This is a genomic window from Prevotella sp. AGR2160 (assembly GCF_000424185.1).
Lineage (GTDB): Bacteria > Bacteroidota > Bacteroidia > Bacteroidales > Bacteroidaceae > Prevotella.
Genome location: NZ_KE384147.1, coordinates 1 through 16,625, shown reverse-complemented (window position 1 = coordinate 16,625; position 16,625 = coordinate 1). Strand labels below are relative to the sequence as shown.

General features: G+C 47.6%; 19 protein-coding genes. 2 read left to right on the top strand and 17 right to left on the bottom strand.

Annotation, left to right across the window (positions count from 1 at the left end; all coding sequences use genetic code 11):
• The 14 genes from rfbA to G604_RS0112705 form a co-directional block, all read right to left on the bottom strand.
• Positions 1-870, bottom strand: coding sequence for a glucose-1-phosphate thymidylyltransferase RfbA (gene rfbA, locus G604_RS0112780; RefSeq protein WP_028910877.1), 870 nt, complete (start codon positions 868-870; stop codon positions 1-3).
• A 77-nt stretch (positions 871-947) separates the two neighbouring features.
• Positions 948-1,583, bottom strand: a complete 636-nt coding sequence (locus G604_RS0112775) for a hypothetical protein (RefSeq protein ID WP_028910876.1) — start codon at positions 1,581-1,583, stop codon at positions 948-950.
• Between the two features lie 254 nt (positions 1,584-1,837).
• Positions 1,838-2,758: a glycosyltransferase gene (locus G604_RS0112765; RefSeq protein ID WP_255347084.1), complete on the bottom strand. Its 921-nt coding sequence runs from the start codon at positions 2,756-2,758 to the stop codon at positions 1,838-1,840.
• Positions 2,759-2,886: 128 nt separating this feature from the next.
• Entirely contained in the window at positions 2,887-3,723 is an 837-nt protein-coding gene (locus tag G604_RS0112760) for a glycosyltransferase (RefSeq protein ID WP_028910873.1), read from the bottom strand.
• A gap of 560 nt (positions 3,724-4,283) precedes the next feature.
• The gene (locus G604_RS14595) at positions 4,284-5,186 is read right to left on the bottom strand and encodes a glycosyltransferase family 2 protein (RefSeq protein WP_410524371.1); all 903 of its coding nucleotides are present in this window, start codon (positions 5,184-5,186) and stop codon (positions 4,284-4,286) included.
• A 294-nt stretch (positions 5,187-5,480) separates the two neighbouring features.
• Positions 5,481-6,227: a glycosyltransferase family 32 protein gene (locus G604_RS0112745; protein ID WP_028910871.1), complete on the bottom strand. Its 747-nt coding sequence runs from the start codon at positions 6,225-6,227 to the stop codon at positions 5,481-5,483.
• A gap of 11 nt (positions 6,228-6,238) precedes the next feature.
• Positions 6,239-7,273: an EpsG family protein gene (locus tag G604_RS0112740; protein WP_231376168.1), complete on the bottom strand. Its 1,035-nt coding sequence runs from the start codon at positions 7,271-7,273 to the stop codon at positions 6,239-6,241.
• Between the two features lie 52 nt (positions 7,274-7,325).
• On the bottom strand, positions 7,326-8,309 hold the full coding sequence (locus tag G604_RS14590) for a glycosyltransferase family 2 protein (protein WP_051220422.1): 984 nt from the start codon (positions 8,307-8,309) through the stop codon (positions 7,326-7,328).
• Between the two features lie 8 nt (positions 8,310-8,317).
• A complete protein-coding gene (locus G604_RS0112730) occupies positions 8,318-9,295 on the bottom strand; it encodes a glycosyltransferase family 8 protein (protein ID WP_196801148.1) in 978 nt (325 codons plus the stop codon).
• A 528-nt stretch (positions 9,296-9,823) separates the two neighbouring features.
• Entirely contained in the window at positions 9,824-10,066 is a 243-nt protein-coding gene (locus G604_RS0112725; protein ID WP_155941965.1) for a hypothetical protein, read from the bottom strand.
• A gap of 91 nt (positions 10,067-10,157) precedes the next feature.
• A complete protein-coding gene (locus G604_RS14585) occupies positions 10,158-10,748 on the bottom strand; it encodes an acyltransferase family protein (protein WP_028910867.1) in 591 nt (196 codons plus the stop codon).
• The gene (locus G604_RS14580; RefSeq protein WP_051220421.1) at positions 10,745-11,659 is read right to left on the bottom strand and encodes a glycosyltransferase family 2 protein; all 915 of its coding nucleotides are present in this window, start codon (positions 11,657-11,659) and stop codon (positions 10,745-10,747) included. The genes G604_RS14585 and G604_RS14580 overlap by 4 nt, the downstream gene beginning before the upstream one ends.
• A gap of 40 nt (positions 11,660-11,699) precedes the next feature.
• Positions 11,700-12,272, bottom strand: coding sequence for a DUF4276 family protein (locus G604_RS14575; protein ID WP_081657780.1), 573 nt, complete (start codon positions 12,270-12,272; stop codon positions 11,700-11,702).
• Positions 12,269-13,336 (bottom strand): AAA family ATPase, encoded by a 1,068-nt coding sequence (locus G604_RS0112705; RefSeq protein WP_028910866.1) that lies wholly within the window; start codon positions 13,334-13,336, stop codon positions 12,269-12,271. Before G604_RS0112705 ends, G604_RS14575 begins: the two co-directional genes overlap by 4 nt.
• A 35-nt stretch (positions 13,337-13,371) precedes the next feature.
• Between G604_RS0112705 and G604_RS15335 the strand changes: the two genes are divergently transcribed.
• Entirely contained in the window at positions 13,372-13,545 is a 174-nt protein-coding gene (locus G604_RS15335; protein WP_196801147.1) for a hypothetical protein, read from the top strand.
• A 122-nt stretch (positions 13,546-13,667) separates the two neighbouring features.
• Here G604_RS15335 and G604_RS0112695 read toward each other — a convergent pair whose 3' ends face one another.
• Both G604_RS0112695 and G604_RS14900 read right to left on the bottom strand, forming a co-directional pair.
• On the bottom strand, positions 13,668-13,976 hold the full coding sequence (locus G604_RS0112695; protein ID WP_155941963.1) for a hypothetical protein: 309 nt from the start codon (positions 13,974-13,976) through the stop codon (positions 13,668-13,670).
• Between the two features lie 25 nt (positions 13,977-14,001).
• Positions 14,002-14,601: an acyltransferase family protein gene (locus tag G604_RS14900; protein ID WP_051220420.1), complete on the bottom strand. Its 600-nt coding sequence runs from the start codon at positions 14,599-14,601 to the stop codon at positions 14,002-14,004.
• A 1,522-nt stretch (positions 14,602-16,123) separates the two neighbouring features.
• Between G604_RS14900 and G604_RS0112685 the strand changes: the two genes are divergently transcribed.
• Positions 16,124-16,327 (top strand): hypothetical protein, encoded by a 204-nt coding sequence (locus G604_RS0112685; protein ID WP_028910863.1) that lies wholly within the window; start codon positions 16,124-16,126, stop codon positions 16,325-16,327.
• Here the strand turns inward: G604_RS0112685 and G604_RS14555 are convergent.
• On the bottom strand, positions 16,324-16,625 hold a 302-nt coding region (locus G604_RS14555; RefSeq protein ID WP_028909996.1), incomplete at its 5' end, for a transposase. The two genes, G604_RS0112685 and G604_RS14555, sit on opposite strands and share 4 nt — an antisense overlap.

Here is a 16,625-nt window from a genome sequence, read left to right as displayed (position 1 = left end):
CTATTTGACTAAGCTTGCTAAATATTTTCCGTAATCATTCTTCATCATCGGCTTCGCATCCTCGAGGAGCTGCGCGGTCGTGATCCACCCCTGGTTGTAAGCGATCTCCTCGAGACAGGCGACCTTCAGGCCCTGGCGCTTCTCGATGACCTCGATGAACGTGGAGGCCTCGGAGAGGGAGTCATGGGTGCCGGTGTCGAGCCAGGCGAAGCCACGCTGCAACGGACGGACGAGGAGGTTGCCCTGCTCGAGGTATACCTGGTTGACAGACGTGATCTCGAGCTCGCCGCGGGCCGACGGTTTGATCTTCGCCGCAATGTCGACAACACTGTTCGGATAGAAATAGAGTCCGACGACGGCATAGTTGCTCTTCGGGTGCTCGGGCTTCTCTTCGATACTCAGACAGCGGCCTTCCTTGTCGAACTCGGCGACGCCGTAGCGCTCGGGATCGTTGACATAATAGCCGAAGACGGAGGCATGACCACCATCGGCGGCCTGCACACTCTCCTGGAGGAGCTGCGTGAACCCGGCACCGTAGAAGATGTTGTCACCGAGGACGAGACAGACACTGTCGTCACCGATGAACTCCCGCCCGATGATGAACGCCTGGGCGAGACCATCGGGCGACGGCTGTTCGGCATACTCGAAATGGACACCGATCTCATGGCCGTCACCAAGGAGCCGCCGGAACCCCGGGAGGTCGAAGGGCGTGGAGATGATGAGGATATCCCGGATGCCGGCGAGCATGAGGACGCTGACGGGATAGTAAATCATCGGCTTATCGAAGATCGGGATAAGCTGTTTCGAGATCCCTTTCGTGATGGGATACAGTCTGGTGCCGGATCCTCCGGCCAATACGATTCCTTTCATAATTTTCTAAATTTGTAGGGACATGATTCATCATGTTCCGCCTGAATGGGAAATTGATCCATTTGCAGGGGCCGTCCCTATTTATTCCCCTTCTCTTCCTCCTGTGCTGGTTTCGGCTCTTTCTTCGCCAGCATCATCACCTGGTAGACGAAGTCCGTGATCCACTTCTGCGAGAAGTTCAACCGCTGGTCATACTGACGTATGGCCATGACAGCCTTCACGACACTCGGGTCCTTGAAGTCATTCTTCACGAAGATATCACTGACCTGCTTCTGCGTCATGGCGTAGAACGTCTTCTTGAAGATCGACGGCAGACGGAGCTTGAACTTCATGAGATTCCCCATGAGCATCATGAGCTCCTGCGTGAAGCCCTGGAACTGTACGAGATAGGTGTTCACATCCTGGAGCTTATGACAGTTCTTCTTGATACTCTGGTCGATCTCGGTGAAGAAGTCCTCCTTCGTCTGGTACATCTCCTTCATCATCTTCATGACGGCCTTCTTCTCACCCACTCCGAGCTTGTTATTCACCGTAGCGACCTTCATCGTGACCTTGAAGGCCCGGAGGTCCGGCAGCATTCCGAGGTTTGTGATGCCCAGCCGGACAGCCAGTGCCGCCTGGAAATACACTCTCACGAGGGTCATATAGTCTTCCATTCCCCCGACTTTCGGTCCTTCCTCCTTCTTTCCGAAGAGTTTCTGTATTAATCCCATGTATATTCTAAATTAAAACTTTGGTGCAAAGGTACAGAAAAAAATTGTATATCCGAAAGATATTTCTATTTTTCAATGACACCTCCCAACAAAAGATATCTATTTTTTACGATGCCTCAGAGATAACAGTATTTATTTTTAAACTATGCCTTACGGCAAGAGATTTCAAGGATCTAAAAGGATTTATAAAGATCAATATTCAGATCATCAAAATCCTTCAAAATCCTTCAAATCTCTCCCGCGCAGCGGGTAGTTTATAAATGATATATCGATTTATATCTTTCGTAGAATACCTCACAAGCGTAATTCTTCACAAACGTCCGATGAAGCTCTTCCCCAAGATACTCATTCTGAACAGTCCTTAGCAGAGCTGATTTCAAACCATTAACCCCATCAGCAAGAGTGAACATCTCCACATCCATGTGGTCGTGGAAACACTCTCTCACGATCGGCAGATCACTCACCACAGTTTTCTTCCCTATCACTGCCGCCTCAAGCAGCGCCAGCGGGAAACCCTCCGACCGTGACGGCAGCGCGAAGATGTCATATTCCGGCAACAGCCGCCAGGCATCCTTCACCATCCCGAGGAACAGCACGCGCTCCTCGAGCCCGGCGTCCCGGACCATCGCCTCGAATGTCCCCCGTTCCTTTCCGTCCCCGGCGAGCACGAGTCTCACGTCATGTCCCCCGGCCACGAGCTCCCGCAGTGCCCCGATCATCAGGTCCACACCCTTGCGGAAGATCAGCACCCCGTTCATCCCGATCAGCGTCGACGAACCACGGAACGTTCTCACCCGCTCCACAACCTCATCCGCCGTCCATACGGGGTCGTCAGAATCAGGCAGGATCCGCGTGTTGTAAACAAACGACAGCCGTCGCATCGGCAGCCACCGCCGGTAGTAACTCATCATATCCTTCGACAGACACACGATGCGGTCGAACTTCCGGGCGAGGAACAGGAACAGCAGTCCCATCACCGTCCCTTTCACACGTCCGTAGAGATCCGTAAAATCCTGGAAACAGTAACAGTGGAGTGTCGTCACCCGCAGCGCATGCTCCGGCGTCCCGTGCCGCCACACCCATAGCATCGGCCCGAGGCCATGGGCATGCACGACATCGAAGCCCCGGAGCTGTTCCCCGTCGACGAGCCGTTCGGTCTGGCACCCGTAGCTCATCGCTTTCCCGCACTCTTTCAGCCAGAACACGCAACACTCGTCACCATGCTCCGTGAACACCATCACGAGGTCCCTCACGACGACATTCACGCCCGTCTGACCGAGGTGCGAGATAATAAAAGCTATCCTCATGACCGCAGAATATGCTGATACACCCAGGTACGCAACTGCGTCGGGAATGCCACCTGGGCAAAGCGCAGGCAATAGTTCTTCCATAATACAGGAAGGGAGATCAGCCCCTCATGATACATGTATTTGAATACCATCATGTGCTGTCTGAAATATTTCAGTCCACCACGACGGGCAAACTGGTCAGCGCCACTACGAACATTGACGACAACGTCCGGAATGTTCCGGAACTTACATCCTACTTTCATCATACGGGCCCAGAGATAGAAGTCCTCCTGACGATATGTACCGTTATAGTTGCCCGCCTTCATGAGGTCACTCTTCTTGATGATCACCGTGACATGGTTCACGCCACAGCGTGTCTGCATCATCTTCCAGATCCCTTCGTTGTCGAGGGGCAGCAAGCGCCGGTCCACGATATTCGACGGGTCACCGACAAACTCCGTGATCATGCCGCCGACCACACTCAGTTGCGGATCCTCATCGAAACAGGCCATCTGCCGTTCGAAACGGATCGGTAGACTGAGGTCGTCACTGTCCATACGGGCGATATAGTCATATTTACAATTCTCACAGGCAATACCGAGTGCAGCACCGAGGCCGCGGTTATGATCCTGCGGCAGGAACCGCACGTCGACACCAACCTTTTTTCCTACCTCGACCATATCCTCCACGGCCTTGGAGAGGGCATCAGGCACAGGGCCGTCACCGATAATCACCACCTCCGCCGGCCTCAACGTCTGGTCAACAATAATCGACTTCAGGGCATCCCTGAGATACTGTGGGTCGTCATTCTTATAGATCGACATGGCGACCGAAAATTTCTTATCTGTCATATTTCAAATATTTTATTCCGTAGGGACATGATTTATCATGTTCCGTCGTAGGGACATGATTTATCATGTTCCGAAATAACCGGGACCTTGTTATTTCTTTGTGCTTTCTTTTGTTGGAGCCCAATAAGAACATTTTGGCAGACTAGTTTTATTTTGCGCCTTCCGGTTCTTTGCTAAGAAGAAAACCAAGAAAACCAAATAAAAACCAAATCTTAAAAATCCTTCCAGATCCTTGAAATCTCTCCCACGCAAACGGGTAGTATAAAACTATGCCTAACGGCAAGAGATCAAAAGGATTTTAAAGGATTACCGCTCCGCTTTGAATGATTTGTATGATTTGAATGAATCTTGGCGTAGCCATTATCTATTTTCAAATTTCCGATCTCCATTTGCGAAGAATTGTTTTTATCTTGTTTTTATCGGTTTTCTTCTAAACCAACTCTGCCACGGTACAAACATTATTTTTAATGTTTTTGTGAGACACATCTCCGCCAACATTTTTCTATTTTATCCCCCAACAAAAAACAAACAAGGAAACAACAATAATATTTTCGTTGGGCCTAACAGCATACGGCATCCACCCGGAACCGTCCGTAGTTATGCTCCTGCAGATCCTTCTCGATATTCTTCAGGCCTCCCGATGTTCTCCACTCCCCGAAGTACTGGTCTCTCAGTCGGCAGTGGATAGCGAACAAGTGCCGATTGACCTCCTCGTTATGGAGCGTAGAGATCCGCTTGAAGTTCATCACCGTCTGCGACAGGAACATATCATAACGCTGGGCATCAATAGGAAGACAGAGTTTTAGAGTATCCTCCAACAGCTGTATCGTGATCAGTATAGAGTCAATACATTTCGGATTACCACTCATCGTATTGCTGATCCCAAAAGGATTCGACCGGTAACGATAAACACTCTGTGGAATAGTAGCGACCTTCTTCGCCAACGGATAGAGGATAAAGCACATCAGCGTATCCTCAAACCAGTAACCTTCTGGGAAATGAAGATGTCGAAACATCGTACTGCGGTAAACCTTCATGCAGCCATAACCCGAAAGTATACCCAGCCAATGGTCAGAGACCGCCTCTTTATATCTCTTTCCCGGTCTAGTGAAATGGTGAGAAAAGATATCATATCCTCCTTCCACGATATCCGCGTCATATTTGTAGGCCGTATCCATCCACGCCTCCACAGCTCCCGGAAGCAGTTCATCATCGGAGTCGACAAACGTGACATACTTGGCTCTGATCTTCTCGAGTCCCGTATTCCGTGCCCCACTAAGTCCTCTGTTCTCCTGGTCAATGATCACTACATTATCCAACGCCTCATACTTCCGGAGGATATCCCGCGAGCGGTCCGGTGATCCGTCATTGACCACGACAACAAGGAATTTATATTTCGTCTTCTGCCTAATCACCGATTCCATACAGGCTTCGATATACTCCTCTACCTTATACACCGGAATGATGATCTGTAGGTCATACTCATCCGTTATCTCATTGTTACCCAGACTGTTACCATACAGCCTTCTGGGGGGGGGGAGGTAGTTGTTTCAGCAGCGGCGCGAGATCTTCATCCTGCTCGTCCGCCAGCCTCAAAGGTTCCTCTCCGACAGCAATCACCTGGTCATACAGCGCCCCAAACACCATCCTCAGCACCCCTTTCGGCAGATGGAGCCGGTTGAAAATTTTCGATAATATCCGTAATATATACATATTAATAAACTTGTTTTAAAGATCTCTTAAGATTCTAAAAAGAACTATCTTCTGTGATCTCTTAACTTTATTAAAAACCCGAAGATGTGCGGACCCAGGATCATTGCGATTCTCTTTTTCATCTTATCCTTCCATCCTAACCATGATCCAGCAAAATGATGAATGGATCTGGTATTTGGCGTTATATTTAACTGGTTGACATGCTCTATCGGATTAAAATATTCCTTAGGATAGACATAACAATCGGCAACATATTGAATACCAGAAACAGGCTTTAAGCCTTCCTTGAGAAAAGCTTCTGTAGTATATTCCACAATGGTGACAGGAGGATTTTTCCTACTTTCCTCATTAAAATCCAATTGCTCATACATATCCAACATTTTCTTCAGCAGGCCGAGGCCTGGGGCAACGCCCAGGCCGAGGCCTGGGTTTACTCCGTTATTGACGATGCTTGAGGCATCGTCAATTTTTGGATCCGATTGCAATCCCATGAAGTTTCCCCGTTCAATGATATCATCGATGGGCCGGATGAGTTCCACATCCGTATCAAAATACAGTCCGCCGTATTGATGGAGGATCCAGAAGCGGGCATAGTCACTGACATAGGCATACTTCTTTGCTTCGTAAGCCTGTTGGGTGTACGGGATCATATTGACATCGAAGTTGCTCTCGTTCCATTCCTTGATCTCATAATCCGGCAGGAACTTTTTCCAACTCTCGATACATTTCAGTGCGGATTTCGGCAGTGGGTTACCACCGAACCAACAGTAATGGATGACCTTTGGAATCATATATCGTAGAATTATTGTGTGACCTGTATCATTTGCTGCTGTCCGGCCTTGATCATTGACATGGAATCGTTATACTTCGTATAGAAGAATACGAGGAATACCAAGCCCAATCCCAGCAGGAAGAGGGACCGTAACTTCTTCGGCAAGGCACCTAAGATCATGGGCAGCATGAACATCTCCACCGTAGCATAGACCGTAGAGGTACGTCCGGACAAGGCGGTATACTGACTGAAGAAGATCAGAATCAGCGTGGAATAGAAATAGGTATTACGAAAGAGATAATAATGGTCATATTTCTCTGCCAGCGGATGCTCATAGAAAGCAAACAGGGCAAGGATGCCGATCTGGAACCATACCATCGGGTTTGCCAAACCTTTTCCCTCTTCATATCCGCCCTCCACGTATGTGGTATACTGGAAATCAGAACTATACGACTCCACGGTAGCGGCGATCGACTCTGACAAGTATTGAGATCCAATCACGGCAAGAATCAATCCTAAAACAATATATTTCTTCGGTATCTTATAAATAGCGAAGAAATAGAGCGGAACACCAAGTAAGGAGAGGTGATGGAACTGATAGGCCAGCAACACCAGCAACATATAAGGGACGATCTTCCGTTTCTGGATGAAGATCAGGGCATAGATCAGGATGAGGATAGCCAGTGACGAGCGCATCTGCGTGAAGTCACGGTTCAAGAGGAATCGGGCGACATAGTCGCAGAGGCCGATCACGGGCACAAGACAGTATTTGTCCAGGTTCTTATAGAGCAGCCACATCGACAATCCACCCATCACGAGGAGATAGAACCGGCTGCTGTTATAGATCATCTTAACCACGGACGCCAGGAAGAAATATCCCGTCTCCGCATAACCGATATCCGGTGTCGCCGTTCTGAAGAAATCCCAGGGATAAGGAGCCATCTGGAACGCCAGGACATAAGGCAACTCATCCGGCCAGTTATCTCGGAATCCGATGAGCAGGGTCAGCACGCCCAGGACCACAATCAGAAACCGCTGCTGATATCGGTATTTCTGATTGATCATCCAGACACATGCCAGATAAAATGTGATAAATAGGATGACTACAAACATAAACTTAATTGCTTGATTTCGAACTTCTTGCTATCATGTGTTTTACTTTCATCGCCAGCTCCACAAAGCCACGGGCCACGGGATAGGCACCCAGACAGGACAGCGACAGGAGGATCCGCTCCGGGAGCGGATGGCAACTGCGCCATACCAATGGGAGAGAAGAAGAGAAAGTGTGACGGAAAACGCTGGCGGAGAAATAGCCATAACCATTGAAGAAGGCGTTAGCCAACGTATCATACTGCCTCTTCTCATCCACGAAGGAGCCCACGGGGGTATCTTTCAAGAGATCATGGAAGAGGGCATTCAACCGAAGATCCTGTCTATAGCTCTTATCCGTATAATTTCGTGAGAGGGAATGTGTATTCAACGGACGCTCATAATGATAGAAAGCCTCGGGGAGATAGGCCACCCGTAAGGGATTTCTGAGCAGGGCCACACTGACATACAGATCCTCACAGTAGCTGATGTCCTCGGGGAACCTCACACCATACCGCTCATAACACGCCCTTCTGACCAACTTATTACATGTAGATCCCATGAGCGGTCCGAACAGATCCCTGATCACCATGAAATGATCCAAGGAGGACGGTCGTTGCGTCACCCGCTTCTGGCCCTGATAGGTATTCAGCCAGTAGTCACAGATCACCATATCGGTATTTTCCTCCTCTGCCTTACGGTAGAGGGCGGAGAGCATTCCCGGATCCACCCAGTCGTCAGGATCGGCATGGATGGTATACTCCCCCTGTGCGGCATCGATTCCCGCCTGTCGGGCGGCAGCGACCCCTCCGTTCTCCTGATGGATAACCTTCACGCGCCGGTCTTTCTGCGCATAGTCATCGCAGATCTCTCCGCACCTATCCGGCGACCCGTCATCAACGAGGACCACCTCAAAGTCTTCCAGGTCTTGCTGGAGCAGTGAGTCCACACAGCGACGGAGCGTCTTCTCTGCACGATAGATGGGGACAATAATAGATATCTTGGGAGACATAAATTATCCTATAACGAATGTTTCAAATTTTCTATTTCCTCCCACGTGAGAAACATCCCCTCCTCCGTCTTGGCGGGAGCTGCGAGATGGAGACCGCGGAGGATCCGTCCGGCATAATAGCGCAGTTTACTCTTATTACAGGTACCAAAGGGCACATAGCGCCACTGCGTCTGCTTATAGTATTTCAGGAACTCATAACCATAAGGATTACAATCCTCCTTATGCCAGGGCTTGATATTCGAAGTATAGTGTACGATATAAGGATCGGCGACAGCAGCTTTGAGATCATCGGCATATTCTATAGAACGGCTGCCGAACTGCTGATGTTCCCGGTACCACAGGAATCCGTTCTGCACGTTATATCTCATCGGCAGATTCAACTTATGTTCATGGAGCGTGATATTCAGCACGTCCTGGTCATGGAGCACAATGCGCCGGGGCTCCTCCGTGATCAGTTTGATGAACAGGTCCTTCAACCGATGCTCGCGCCAGTATTTCAGATTGATCAGCAGCATGCCGGCATTGAAATAGCCGAACTTTCTGTCATATCCCAGTCGCTGATAGTCATGCTGGTCCTCTGCCATGTCCGTGACAGCGCCAAGAGCATAACCCTCCAGGTTCGTATTCCACAGATCAGAGAGGTCATGCCGTACGATCATGTCCCCGTCAAGGTAGAGGATCTTGTCGACATCCTCGGGGATGACCTCCGTGATGATCAACCGATAATAGGTTGCCTTGGAGATATACGCCTTGATATTTCCCATCGGGAAGTCATCAAAGAGATGATCATCGACGAGGTGGAACACCACCCGATGTTTCGGATTCACCAGCACGCTCTCCAGTTGCCGCTGATGCTCCTCCGCCACACTGGAGTCCACGAGCACATGAAAGACCACCTCCGTATCCGGATGGTTGACACTCACGGATTTCATCATCACCGCAGATGGCATGATGTAATTTTTATCGGTACTTAGTAATATATGCATACTAAAAATATTATCTTTACGTTTCCTTTTGTAGGTGGCCGCCATGTTTCGGCCACGCAAGGAAAATGGGGAATAAGTAGGGACATGATTTATCATGATCCACCCCAACGTGGGTGCGTGGCCGCAACATGGCGGCCACCTACTCTTTGTCAGAAACATTGATAGTCTTGGCCTTTCATAAAGGCAATTACCTGTGAATCATCAGGCTAGGCTACAGCCTATAATATGATGCTCTTCGAGCAGAAATCATCCAAATCCTTCAAATCCTTGAGATCTCTCGAGCAGGGCGAGTAGTTTAAACTATGCCTACGGCAAGAGATTTTAAAGATTTCTACGGATCTACGCTTCGCTTTTTTGATTTATATGATTTGCAAGAATCTTTACGTAGTCATTCCCCGTTATCAATTCTCCGTTGTCCATTTGCGAAGCATGAAGGGCGTGTCTCGCATATCACTCCCCTCCCTATTCGGGTTTATTGTCCCCCGGGGACGGGGGAATTAAAAAGGGGTGTGGGTTGGGGGTGAGGCTTTATCTCCCAAATACCCATCCCAATTTAATCTGATGCAGCACCTTGGATATCCCTACGCACAGCACACAGATCACGATGGCATAGATGGGACTGACCACGAGATCCACCATCGGACTCATCTCCCACTTCTGCGGCAGGAGCAGCCACGTAAAATGCAAGAGATAATACTGCAAGACATAGATCTCCAATGTGCTGCGGCCAACCAACGACACCAGTTTGTTCTTAATATGATAAGTTTCCATCTTCGCAAACAGCAAGAATAGGATTGTCACGATAAATACCGACATCAGATCATGGAGATAAGCCAGCGGCGCATCCGCTAGTCCTAAAAAATTACCCCCCCCGTCTAAATATTTCGACGATTAGCAAAGATAGTAAGATCGTTGGCAACTCCCTTTTCTGCAACCAAGCTAACAATCCCCTACGGAAGAGGATGCCCAGACAGAAGAACGGCCAGAGCTGGAACATGTGATTTGTAGACAATGTTTCACCAACGGCTGTACCATGAAAAGCGAGATGCAGTGACATCAGGAAGCACTGCACGAGAATCATCCCCACTTCCAGCCGCCATGGTAATCGTCGACATGCCGCTAAGAGAAGACAGAACACGAAGAGCACATAGAGGTACCAATATCCTCTTTTAAATTCCTCTGTAAAGAAGTCTGAAACGGTTAAGCCTATCAACAATGTCCATGACAGTCCAAAGATTAGGAATGGTATGAACATCTTCGCCCTTTTCGGCAGATGGATCTTCTCGGGATTAGTGACGAATCCGCTCACCGCCATGAAAAGCGGCATATGAAAAATTGTCACTATCCCATAGACTTTATCGTCAACAGGAGAAAAAAACGACTCATGCCCTATCACCACCAACAGGATGGCAAAAGCCTTCAGGGCATCGATATAGAAAATTCTTTCTTTCATTTTTGGAGTTGATAACTGCCCCATGCCAACAAACGTACCAAGGGACCGGGAGTCCAGAGAGACAGAGAATGCTGGCGGACAGCCTCATCCTCGTAACGATTAAAATAGCGGATCAAACATACATATTTCTTCTTGATACGCAGCCACTCCAACGGAGTGCCATAGCCGTGACTCTTGAATTTCTGCAGCACCTGGTGATCCTCGATATCCTCCCGGCCACTCATGCTGGCTTTCGCCGTCGTGTTCTGACCATACATCCTGTAATGGTTGAGCTTCTGTGCGACATAAGCGACACTGCCTTTCTCGGCCATCTCCATCCAGAACAGCCAGTCGCCGGCACCGCGGTAGTTCATATATTCGGGATCCACCGTCATGGCCGCGTCCTTGCGGAACAACACGCTACTGGCATTAAAGACGATGTTCCCCCATAACAGATAGCGATGATTAAAGGTCCTGCCATCGAGGAAAAGGTCATTCCTGATATTCCGCTGGAGTTCAAACCGTTCCCGTCCATTCTCATCAACACTGACAGAATGGGCGAAGGCGTAGCTCAGATCGGGATGCTGCCCAAAACAGTTGACGAGGCGCTCGAGCATCGTCCGTTCACAAGAGTCGTCACTCTCGGCGATCCACACGAGCTCTCCTTCGGCGAGCCGGAAGCCCTTGTTCCACTGCTTGAAGGGCGATCCCGAGTTCTCATCATTGTATACGATCTGCGATACCCGGGGATCATTGCGGTATTTCTCAATGACCTCCCGACTGTTGTCGGTAGAGACATCATCAAGGATGATCACCTCGAAATTCTGGTACGTCTGTCCCAATATACTCTCCATGCGTTCATCCAGGAACCGTGCATGGTTATAATTGGGAACGATGACACTGACTAAAGGATTGACACTAATCTTATCCATGATTGATATCGTATTTCTTCAAGGTCGTCTTCAATTTTATTTAAGAACCATAAGTAACTTTATCATAACCCTTGATGGCTTTTAACAATCGCTTCGAGGGTGCCGTTTCAGGCCGATCATTAATATCTTCCGGATTAGGAAACTGGGAGATGATACTTTCTAATTGAGGAAAGTCAGCTTCGCTCTTTTCGAAAAGATCTTTAAAACCTCTGTCCGACGAGAAGGTTAACGCCTCAAATTCATGCAACTGCAGATAAGGGATAAAAAATGGAAAGACTCTCCTTTGATCTCGTTCTAAATCCTCTTTCATAGCATTCTCTATGTAACATACTCGGTCCAAATGACATGACAATTTTTCTGATTCTGTAAATCCAGGAGTGTCATGCGGTAATTGGTAGAAATCTATCATAGTCGTAACGATCACGTCATTCTCATAAATTGTATTGAGTATATCTTCCCGAATATGGCTATACTTGGATACTCCTCCTCTTGAATGCTTGATCTTAAAACATTGAATGTTATAAAAGTTATTCTCATTAAAGAAAGGAACAAGAATCGTATTTACGAATTCCTCTTCAGTTTCACCTTCCACTATGAAAATCAATCTTTTCATAAGCTAGGTTGACCGTTTATAATACTCTTGTCCCATAACTCTCCTAAAGAATAATCTTCCAACCAGACTCGGAGATGATCAGAATCCAATCGGTTGAATACGGATTGACCATTACGCCGATCAACAGTAATAATATCCTCCGGACTGAAATGATTGATCAACTCCACAGATTGTGTAGAAATAATCATCTGGCACCCCCGTTGTGCGGCCGACTTAATCATACCAGCAAGTTTAGCAATAGCAACCGGATGTAATCCGAGCTCAGGCTCATCTATAATAATGGTTTGAGGAAGCTCTGGTTGCATCAATAGAGTAGCAAGAGCTATAAAGCGAAGACTTCCATCAGAGAGATCAAGTGCATCAAAATATTTATCAATATCTGTCGAGTCACGCCATTCCAGTTTGATCTTATTTGGGTCAAGTTTCCGAGGCTCAAGAACAAACCTGTCAAAATAGGGCATTACACTTCTGATCCCCATCTCTATTCGTCGAAGAGCCTTCGGATATTTTTGCTGCATAAGGTATAGGTAAGCCGGTAGGTTACCACCATCGGCCTTTAAGATGGCATTATCGTCAACCGAACATTCCCGAGAACGCAATTGCGAATTCATCTCTGTATCATGAAAATGATAGATTTTATAACTCTTAAAACGATCTCTTAGATATTCATCACGCGTAAACTTAGAATCCTTTATGCTACTTTCTCTAAGATTATAACGCGGGTACACGTCTGAGCGATTAGCATAGATACTCTCTTCTGTTGTAATCATCAGACTACCTTTCTGAGTCGGAGCAAGTTCAAACCGGTAAGCATTGGATCCAAAGTCAAGAAAGCCACGGACACAGGACGTATGCTTCTGGCCATAATAAAGCAGTCTATCCACTCCTATGCGCATAGAGTAAGACTCTAAATTCTGCTCATATAAGTTATTAACTAATTTGAAGAAGGAAACAAAATTTGATTTACCCACTCCATTGGAGCCTATCAAAATATTGATTGGACTCAACTGCAAGCTCATCTTCTTGATGGACTTGAATCCTTCTATCTCAATTTTCTGTAGCATCTGTTTGCAATAATTCTCTATTCTTCATTGTACATTTGCGAAGCATCGTCCGTGAAAGTCCGTGTTGTCCGATGCTCTATAATCCGTGGCAGATGTTCGCCCTCTCCGAGGACGGAGAGCGGGGAGGAGGTGTCACTGTCCCCGGGCGCCCGGTCCGTGATGTCCGTCGCTGCCGCTCCGGCCATCCCGTACCGTGTGCCCGGGGTTAACCGAGTTGGCCCCATCCTGGGACCTCATCAGCGTTCCATGTTCCCCGTCTGGAATGCCCTAACCTGAATAATTCATCGATCCTATTGTAAGTGGCCACCATTATCCGTTATGCGAAGCATGATTATCTTCCGAACATCCACCCCATCTTCACTTTGTGCAGCCCCATGGATATCCCCACACAGAGCAGGCAGATCACTACGGCATAAACGGGACAGACCATGAGATCCACCACCGGACTCATCTCCCACTTCTCGGGGATGAGCAGCCACGTGAAATGCAGGAGATAATATTGCAGGACATAGATCTCCAATGTGCTGCGGCCGACCAACGACACAACTTGATTCTGAACATGATATTGCTCCATCTTACTAAAGAGCAGAAACAGTACCATTACGATGAATACCGACATCAGATCATGGAGATAGGTCAAAGGCGTATTCTTTAAACCTAGATATTTACCCCCCCCATCCAAGGATTATCACGACCAACACTGACAGCGCCATCACGGGCACTTCCCGTTTCTGCAACCACTCCAGCAATCCCCTGCGGAAGAAGATACCGAGACAGAAGAACGGCCAGAGCTGAAACATGTGATCGGTGCTCAGTGTCTCACCCGTAATGGTACTGTGGAATGCCAGATGCAACGCCATCAGAAAGGCCTGTATGAGGATCATCCCCACTTCTAACCGCCATGGTAGCTTGCGGCAAGCCGCAAGTAGCAGACAGAACACGAAGAGTACATAGAGATACCAGTAACCTCCTTTCGGCTCTGAAGTGATGAAACTGAGGAATGTACCACCCATCAAGAATGTAAAACCGATGCCGAAGATCAGAAACGGGATAAGCATTTTTGCCCTTTTCGGCAGATGGATCTTCTCGGGATTCGTCACGATTCCACTCACCGCCATAAACAGTGGCATGTGGAAGATCCCCACAAACTGCCACACCTGATCATCAACCGGCGAGAACAGTGGTTCATGTCCCAGCACCACCAGCAATATGGCAAACGCCTTCAGGGCGTCAATATAAAATATACGTGGATGAGATTGTGTCATTTTATAATTCGATTCCAATAGTCTTTCATCCTTAATAAATGAGTCAGGTGCAAAGATACGATTTTTTTGTCAGACGACAAAAAAATGAATGGATAATGATGGCGGAGCGCTGAAGAAGGAAACTTTCGGCGGAACATGATAAATCACATCCCTACCAATTCCCGAATTATTCCCTGGCGTGGCCACAACATGGTGGCCACCTACAAACCGCTACCATTGTACATTCTCCATTTTCCATTCTCCATTAGCGTAGCTATCCCTCCCCTCACCCTCCTGGGCAATGGTTCTTTCTTGGGAGAGACAGCTGACGTCCGCTTAGGACCCCGTGGGATCGCAGAATGACTATCCTCTTGCTTCTATCGGTGCAAATTTACAAAAAATATATGGGACTAGGTCCGCTTTTCCCCAAAAAACACGAAAAACGAAGAAAAAACACCATAGGAGGTTGCTTAACAAAAACATAAAAGACAGGAATAAAACCTCAGCGGGGAGTTTCTTGGGCCACAGGATAAAACAAGTGGGCGAGATGCCTCCATCAATGATCATATTTTATCCGGTGGCCCATGTTTTTTCATGGGAGGATTTTTTGTAAACAAATCTTAAAAGTACATGATTTTAAACGGCACGAATGGCAGCGGAAACCGATCGGGCGGGAATACGGGAGCTACGGGCGTTTTGTAACTTATTGATAATCAGTATACTAAAATAAGTCTTCCAAATGTCCGCATAATTATGCGCATAAATAGTCAAAAGTATAGGAAAACCAGTGCCGAAAATAGAAGATTATGCAGGGTGTTTACGAGCGTAACTATCGTAGAGAATTTCACAAACACGATGTTTACAAAATTATGCACGAAGCAGAGAAAATTCTGTTGGGAACAAAAATCACAAAAGCCGAAAATCGGTCTCAAAAAGTCCGTAAACAGGCTAAAACCGAAGTCTGAAAACGGCATTTTTCAGCGTTAACAAGTCTTAAAAGTACAGCAATTGTGAATGGATTTCAGCTATCGCCAGTTCTTCATGCCTTATCTCCGGTTTCTGTTCCCCCGTCACCAGTTGCTGTTCCCGTCACATCCTCTAACGATCGATCCCTCAACATCTTCCGCGCCTCTATCTAAAATAGGATATAAATAAGATATAAAATCATCTATTCAAGAAGAAATTTCAAATTTTAACATTTCAGATTTGGAGGTTATCCGATTTTTTCGTATCTTTGCCGGTGAAATTCGTATGCTACTGTGTTCCTGCAGGCGCAAGCCCGCGGATATACGGAAGATTTCAAGCGGATTTCTTGGTCACTGTAGGGTAATAGAGTAAAACCGCCAAAAAAAATGTATTTCCCCCACGTGCAGTGACCTGGCTATGCTGTGTTCGTCTCAACACGAACGGAGCAGATAGTCAGGTCACATCGTGGGGGAATTGGACCCGGCGGTTCCGCTCTACTTACCATGTGCTTGGCTATTCTGCTCCTTATAGCAGCCAGCCAAACATCTAAGAACTTAATCTTTTAAACAAAACGCTAATGAAAAAACCAAGAAATTTAAACACGCCCCAAAACAAACATGCCTTAACCGACAAGCAGATCTACACCCTCGTCAGCCGTGATGTCCACTGGCTGTTGGAGGCACCCCATGACGAAGCGTACTACTGGAAGGACACCATCGTCGCCCTCGTGGAAATTGGGCCCAAGGGGGATTGTCCGTGGCGGGCGGATGCCGCTGCCTAACCAAAGACGGTAATACATCTATAGAAAAAGAAGGGTATATCCCTTATTCCCTTCAGGCATGACCTAAAGGCTTTCATCTTGGAGTTGAGCGATTCTGCAGAAGCATTAGTGTCTCTGTTGATAAAGTAATTGAGTATCTCGTCCTCGTAGTGCTGGATAGACTGTTTTACGGATTTAATCTCTCTAAGGGTAGACTTGGTGACCTTCTTGTACCATCCTTCAAGCGCTTTCTTCGCAGTCTCCTTGGTGCTAGACTTCGTACGAAAGATTGCTCGGAGATCGTTTATCAGCCAATACG

Bases quoted from the DNA above. Each gene is read 5' to 3' on its own strand.
- rfbA (WP_028910877.1), bottom strand. From the start codon at position 870: ATGAAAGGAATCGTATTGGCCGGAGGATCCGGCACCAGACTGTATCCC.
- G604_RS0112685 (WP_028910863.1), top strand. From the start codon at position 16,124: ATGAAAAAACCAAGAAATTTAAACACGCCCCAAAACAAACATGCCTTA.
- G604_RS14575 (WP_081657780.1), bottom strand. From the start codon at position 12,272: ATGAAAAGATTGATTTTCATAGTGGAAGGTGAAACTGAAGAGGAATTC.
- G604_RS0112725 (WP_155941965.1), bottom strand. From the start codon at position 10,066: ATGGAAACTTATCATATTAAGAACAAACTGGTGTCGTTGGTTGGCCGC.
- G604_RS14585 (WP_028910867.1), bottom strand. From the start codon at position 10,748: ATGAAAGAAAGAATTTTCTATATCGATGCCCTGAAGGCTTTTGCCATC.
- G604_RS0112730 (WP_196801148.1), bottom strand. From the start codon at position 9,295: ATGCATATATTACTAAGTACCGATAAAAATTACATCATGCCATCTGCG.
- G604_RS0112760 (WP_028910873.1), bottom strand. From the start codon at position 3,723: ATGACAGATAAGAAATTTTCGGTCGCCATGTCGATCTATAAGAATGAC.
- G604_RS14580 (WP_051220421.1), bottom strand. From the start codon at position 11,659: ATGGATAAGATTAGTGTCAATCCTTTAGTCAGTGTCATCGTTCCCAAT.
- G604_RS0112740 (WP_231376168.1), bottom strand. From the start codon at position 7,273: ATGATCAATCAGAAATACCGATATCAGCAGCGGTTTCTGATTGTGGTC.
- G604_RS0112765 (WP_255347084.1), bottom strand. From the start codon at position 2,758: ATGAGCTACGGGTGCCAGACCGAACGGCTCGTCGACGGGGAACAGCTC.
- G604_RS14900 (WP_051220420.1), bottom strand. From the start codon at position 14,601: ATGACACAATCTCATCCACGTATATTTTATATTGACGCCCTGAAGGCG.
- G604_RS0112745 (WP_028910871.1), bottom strand. From the start codon at position 6,227: ATGATTCCAAAGGTCATCCATTACTGTTGGTTCGGTGGTAACCCACTG.
- G604_RS14590 (WP_051220422.1), bottom strand. From the start codon at position 8,309: ATGTCTCCCAAGATATCTATTATTGTCCCCATCTATCGTGCAGAGAAG.
- G604_RS0112705 (WP_028910866.1), bottom strand. From the start codon at position 13,336: ATGCTACAGAAAATTGAGATAGAAGGATTCAAGTCCATCAAGAAGATG.
- G604_RS0112775 (WP_028910876.1), bottom strand. From the start codon at position 1,583: ATGGGATTAATACAGAAACTCTTCGGAAAGAAGGAGGAAGGACCGAAA.